The sequence below is a fragment of the Streptomyces sp. NPDC029674 genome, assembly GCF_044903205.1.
Taxonomy (GTDB): Bacteria; Actinomycetota; Actinomycetes; order Streptomycetales; family Streptomycetaceae; genus Streptomyces.
Genome location: NZ_JBJDPY010000067.1, coordinates 1 through 1,284, shown reverse-complemented (window position 1 = coordinate 1,284; position 1,284 = coordinate 1). Strand labels below are relative to the sequence as shown.

The 1,284-nt window shown below is 75.0% G+C and carries 1 protein-coding gene; it reads right to left on the bottom strand.

Features of this window, described 5'->3' with window-relative positions:
* Positions 1-44 precede the first annotated feature (44 nt).
* A partial coding sequence (locus ACI2L3_RS40405) for a hypothetical protein (protein ID WP_404757458.1) occupies positions 45-1,284 on the bottom strand: 1,240 nt, incomplete at its 5' end.

Here is a 1,284-nt window from a genome sequence, read left to right as displayed (position 1 = left end):
CGCGGGTCGCCTCGCGCGGCACCGAGCCGCGCGAGTATTTCTGATCAGCCGGCCTCCCGGGCGGCCTTCTTCGTGGTGAGGCGCGCCGCCTCGTCGCCGAGGACGACGATGCGCCGGTAGTCCGTCTCCGCGGTGGCCGCGAGCGCCGGGGTGAGCGGGCCGCGGCCATAGGGGTTGCGTCCTGCGAGGACCGCCTCCCAGCGGAGAGTCGCGTCGGAGCGGCGGCGCTCGGCCTCGGTCATGGTGGCGCGCTGGCGCGGGTCGCGGACCCCGGTGGCCCGGGCCTCGCGCACGGCAGCAGAAGCGCCCTTGCGGGTACCGCCGCGGCCGAGCGCGCCGAGGCCCTCGCGGTCGCCGATGATCGAGCCGCCGGGGACCTGGCCGCCAGGGACGATGTAGCCGTTGCGCTCGAGCAGCGCGATCGCCTTCTCCCGATCGTTCCCTGCCTGCTGGTAGATCGCCTCCGGGGTCGCGCGGGGACCTTTCACGCCGGCGCCCCAGGAGGCGTAACCGCGCTTCGAGGTGCCCTCCGTCGTCGTGCCCGTACGGCGCTGGCCGCGGCGGGTGCCGTCCTTGGAGATGCCGGCGTAGCCGGTGCCCCGCTGGGCGTTCACGACCTGGTTCAGGTCCGCGCCGTCGCGGATCGCCTGTGCGTTGGCCTTGCCGAACCAGCGGTCCTGCTCCGCCTGGGTGAGCCCCTCGAAGTATTCGTAGGGGTCGGAGACCAGGCCCTCGGCCTCGGCCGCGGCGCGGCCGGCCACGGGCTGGTGGACGCAGTCGCAGTTCGGGTGCCGGCGGAAGCCGGCATTCCAGCGGTAGAAACGGCCCGCGAGGACCACGCAGCGCGGGCACGAGGGCGGGTTGAGCATCCGCACGTACCCCTGCACGCGCGGCCGGGCGGCCATGTCCGCGCCGGCCGCGACGCGCGCGGCGTCCGTGACCGTGGTCTTCACCAGAGCGCGCAGCTGGTCCCGTCCGAACGTGAGCGCGTGGCGCTCCGTCATGCCTCGGCTGATGCCGATCTTCGCCGTGCGCGCCGGCGCGTACAGCATGTAGGCCAGATCCGCGCCGTCCGGGGCATGGCCCGCGAGCGCGCGGGGGTCCAGGAAGCCCGCCGGTGGTTCCCACGTGCCCGTGGCTGCGAGCGCGGCAGCGCCGTAGGTGGCGCCGGCGGTCGCGGCCTCGAGCTGGGTCGTGGTCACGTCCCGGGTCAGGTGGGGGAGCAGCGCCGCCCAGGACTCTGAGATGTGCCCGGGGTCCACGTGCGCCCAGTAACGGTCGGCG